We start from the raw sequence: 3,672 nt of genomic DNA on the forward strand, positions 1-3,672 counted from the left end.
CATAATTTCAATAGCTTGTTTTGCAATCCATAAATGTGTACTTTTATCAGAATGATACGGAGCTTCTGCAGACCATCGAGCGGTAATAGGATCATTCTCAGTTAAATCAATTTGATCGAGATGAGCATAACTACTTTGAGGAGTTACTCCTAAAATAGTTAAAGTCATTCCAGCTATACATAGTGTTGATGTGATTTTTTTCATTTTTTATTCCTTTCTAAATATGAAGATATAAGTATTATAAATACATCAATATCATGAAGATACAGGAAAATCCTAATATGTAATATTGCATATTAATAAAGTTATATAAATATATATAACTTAAAAATCACTATAACGAACATGCAGGTTTCCTTTTTTATTTGTTAGTTTTCTCAGTAAAGTAGACTACATATCAACCTCAGATACTTGTTTTATGATACAAGTAATCAAACAAAAGGAGGGCCATACAAAATGATTACACCATTATTAACAGGGCACGCATTTAAGTACAGGAGATTATTAGCAGGTGGAGAAAATGTTGAAGATGTACAGACAGATAAACATATTCCATATGAACAAAATGAATTGCAGCAAACCCTAGAAAAGTACGATTCGAAGGAGTTGAGGTATAAAAAGAAAATAGATAAATTGACAAGAGAAAAGCACTTTGTGTATATCACAGATGTTTTTTATTTTCATTTTGATAGGGCTTGAATTAAATTTCCATGTTTTTTTGCATCCATTCAATACTACATATGTAGTATTGAAGTTATTAATAATAAAATGTATTATAGATAAGCGCAATTTATAATTCAAGTAAGCCGGAATGTGTATTCGTAGTAAATGTAATATTCAGAAGTAATAGTATCGTATGGAAAATGAGGTGGAATTAATAGAAAAGTAACATATTAAATGATATGGATTGTATAGTTTAAATGACTTTTATAGTAGAGAAGAAGCTTTTAAGAAGGTCATAAACAAAGAAATATTGCTTTATATTGAAAAAAATAAAAGCGCTTTAAAAGATAAGGGGACTTCATAAAGATTCGTTTTGTAATGAAAGCGAATTAAAGGTTAGATTAGGAATAATAGAATTCCCTAGTGACGAAAGTTATTCTGAAAAGAAGGTGAAATCTTTTTTGGTTTCACGGCATTTCCATTAGAAAGCGCCAACTAAAGAGGACAGTTGATTTTAAAAATTATAAATCGGTGAAGAAGAGGCTTATTTGTTAATAAGTATACTTAAGTACAGAAACTTATTAATCTTTAATTTATTAAACTATTTTTGAATAACATATATCAGATACTTGAAAACGCACAAACCTTAATATTTTCATTATTTAATAAAAATATTAAGATTCTTTGGAACAATACGTACAGATTAGTAGCGAAAATAAACACGGAGGTTTGAAAAATGGAACAAGGAAGCAGGTTTCAAGCAAAACAACAAAATCGTCGTCATAAGGGGATATTTAATATCGCATTTAGTGTGGTATTAGTAACAGTTGGCATAGTGACGTATCAGTTGTTTTTCACTTCTGATACATCAAAGAAAGCAATTGCTCAAGAAAAGAAAGCAACAAAGATAGAAGAGAAGAAGAACGAAGATAAAGAAGCAGTAAAGGTAGAAGAAAAGAAAAACAAAGATAAAGAAGCAATAAAGGTAGAAGAAAAGAAAAACAAAGATAAAGAAGCAGCAAAGATAGAAGAAAAGAAAAACGAAGATAAAGAAGCAGCAAAGATAGAAGAAAAGAAAAACGAAGATAAAGAAACAGCACATTTAGAAGAGAAACAAAAAGTAGAAGAACTTGTAAAAACGAAAGAAAATGAAAATAAAGAGGGAGAAAAAACGATATCTCAAGAAAAGGGTTCTCAAACTAATTCTTCTTGGAAGGCAATTGGTACAGAGCAAGGAGCAAAACCTGCAATGCAATTTAAAGAAGGAACAGTAGATTGGAATGAGATGAAAAAAGCAATTTCTTATGCTGTTGATGTTCCAGAGAATCAATTGATTTTTGATTTTATTGGGAATAATGGTAATAATAAAGCCTACGGTAATGTACGAGATAAGCAAAGTAATAAAAAATATAAGGTTGATATTGATTGGGTAGAGAATCAGGGGTGGAAACCAGTATCTGTTCAAGTGGTAAAATAAATAAGCAAAATCTAAATGCTACCCTCTCTTGTTGTGAGCGACTAAGCTATTATAGTCTAGATAAGATAAACTTGGTTCTATATGATGCTTTAGTTGACGCTCCCACCCCTAAAGGGGCAAGCTGACTAACATCATTGGTGTTCTTGCTACCAAAGGCGAAGTCCATTTCTGGTATCGCTGACGTACAAGGTTGCGGTGTGTCATCACCACTCTCACGACAGACCGTATAGGCTCGTGTTCAGGTTTTTTAGCGTCTCGTTCTTGACGACACATATCATTTTACTGATAGCATGAGAAATATACATAAAAATAAAAGGACAATGAATGTATTTATATCGTGCCGTTGATTCTAAAGGAAACGCAATAGACTTTTATTTGAGTAAATCTAGAAATCATAAGGCTGCAAAGCGCTTTTTTAAGAAAGCTTTGTAGTCTTTTCATGTTTCAAAGCCTCGTGTTATAACAGTCGATAAGAGTCCTGCTTATCCAATTGCTATCGAACAGTTGAAGGAAGAAAAAAGGATATCAATGGGCACCAAAACCCGAAGGATAAAATATTTAAATAACATAGTAGGACAAGATCATCGTTTTATTAAAAAACGTATACGCTCTATTTTGGGATTTAAATCATACAAAACATCAGCTTCTATATTGAGTGGTATTGATGCCATGCATATGCCCAAAAAAGAACAAATTGATTTGCAGGACCAGTCTGTCCAAAATCAGAATATTTTTATCAACTGGCTGTTTGGATTAACTGTTTAACAGGTGATTCCGTTGAGGAATTCTTGATACTTTTTTACACCAGAACTGTACATTCTATCAATAAGAGAAATATGTAATTATGCATATCTGTTTATATTTAGATAGTATCAAAATATAATTAAAAGGTTTTTAATGGAGTGATAAGGAGATGCGAGTATGAAGAGAATCATAGGACTTATAGTATCATTATTTTTATTATTTTCTACTTATGCACCAACGTTTACAGAAGCAGCCGAAGCTTTAAATAAAGTAGGCTGGGTTAGGACAGTAGAGAGCCTGCTCGTAATGAGTAGACCTTTTTTTATAACGTTTCTTTATAGGAAAGCTTTTACATATTCGTTATAGATCATACTCACAATGTAAGTCCTTGATACGTCTGTAAAAACGTATCAAAAGTGTACTTTTTAATTAATTTAGCACATGTCTCTTTTTTGGGGGAATAAGCAAAAACACCTAGTTTAAAAATTTTCACAACAGAAACAGATAACCTGATAAAGTATTAGTTACTGTGTATGTAATTATAATAAAAGAGCCTTCCCAAATGGTGTTTTTTTATAGTTTAGCTTATACGATTTTAGGAAATTAATAGCATTGTATAACGCTATTGTTTACCTAATTTCCAAGGAATGGATGTGGTTGTAGGTGACTAAAACTTTTAATAAAAATAGTCGTTATATGGTTGGATTAGATAGTCTAAGGGGCCTAGCTATACTAGGTGTTATTTTGTATCATATTAATTTTAATTGGATGCCTGGAGGATTTTTAGG

At 31.3% G+C, this 3,672-nt stretch carries 2 protein-coding genes and 4 pseudogenes; 5 read left to right on the forward strand and 1 reads right to left on the reverse strand.

Translation table 11 applies throughout. The features are described 5' to 3' along the window. Window positions 1-204 (reverse strand): annotated as a pseudogene (locus JDS80_RS30340) (zinc dependent phospholipase C family protein); the annotation flags it as partial. Window positions 205-456: 252 nt separating this feature from the next. Here JDS80_RS30340 and JDS80_RS31830 point away from each other — a divergent pair. The 5 genes and pseudogenes from JDS80_RS31830 to JDS80_RS30365 form a co-directional block, all read left to right on the forward strand. Then, window positions 457-606 (forward strand): annotated as a pseudogene (locus tag JDS80_RS31830) (histidine kinase); the annotation flags it as partial. Between the two features lie 301 nt (window positions 607-907). Then, a pseudogene (locus tag JDS80_RS30350) lies at window positions 908-1,139 on the forward strand (sodium:proton symporter); the annotation flags it as partial. A gap of 260 nt (window positions 1,140-1,399) precedes the next feature. Beyond that, a complete protein-coding gene (locus JDS80_RS30355) occupies window positions 1,400-2,140 on the forward strand; it encodes a YrrS family protein (protein ID WP_199640780.1) in 741 nt (246 codons plus the stop codon). Window positions 2,141-2,434: 294 nt separating this feature from the next. Further along, a pseudogene (locus tag JDS80_RS30360) lies at window positions 2,435-2,905 on the forward strand (IS6 family transposase); the annotation flags it as partial. A 156-nt stretch (window positions 2,906-3,061) separates the two neighbouring features. Further along, window positions 3,062-3,250, forward strand: coding sequence for a hypothetical protein (locus tag JDS80_RS30365; RefSeq protein WP_199640781.1), 189 nt, complete (start codon window positions 3,062-3,064; stop codon window positions 3,248-3,250). Window positions 3,251-3,672: the final 422 nt, after the last annotated feature.

The sequence above is a fragment of the Bacillus cereus group sp. N8 genome (assembly GCF_016483685.1).
In the GTDB taxonomy this organism is placed as follows: Bacteria; Bacillota; Bacilli; order Bacillales; family Bacillaceae_G; genus Bacillus_A; species Bacillus_A proteolyticus.

Coding starts and splice junctions, on each gene's coding strand:
- JDS80_RS30355 (WP_199640780.1), top strand. CDS start 1,400: ATGGAACAAGGAAGCAGGTTTCAAGCAAAACAACAAAATCGTCGTCAT.
- JDS80_RS30365 (WP_199640781.1), top strand. CDS start 3,062: ATGAAGAGAATCATAGGACTTATAGTATCATTATTTTTATTATTTTCT.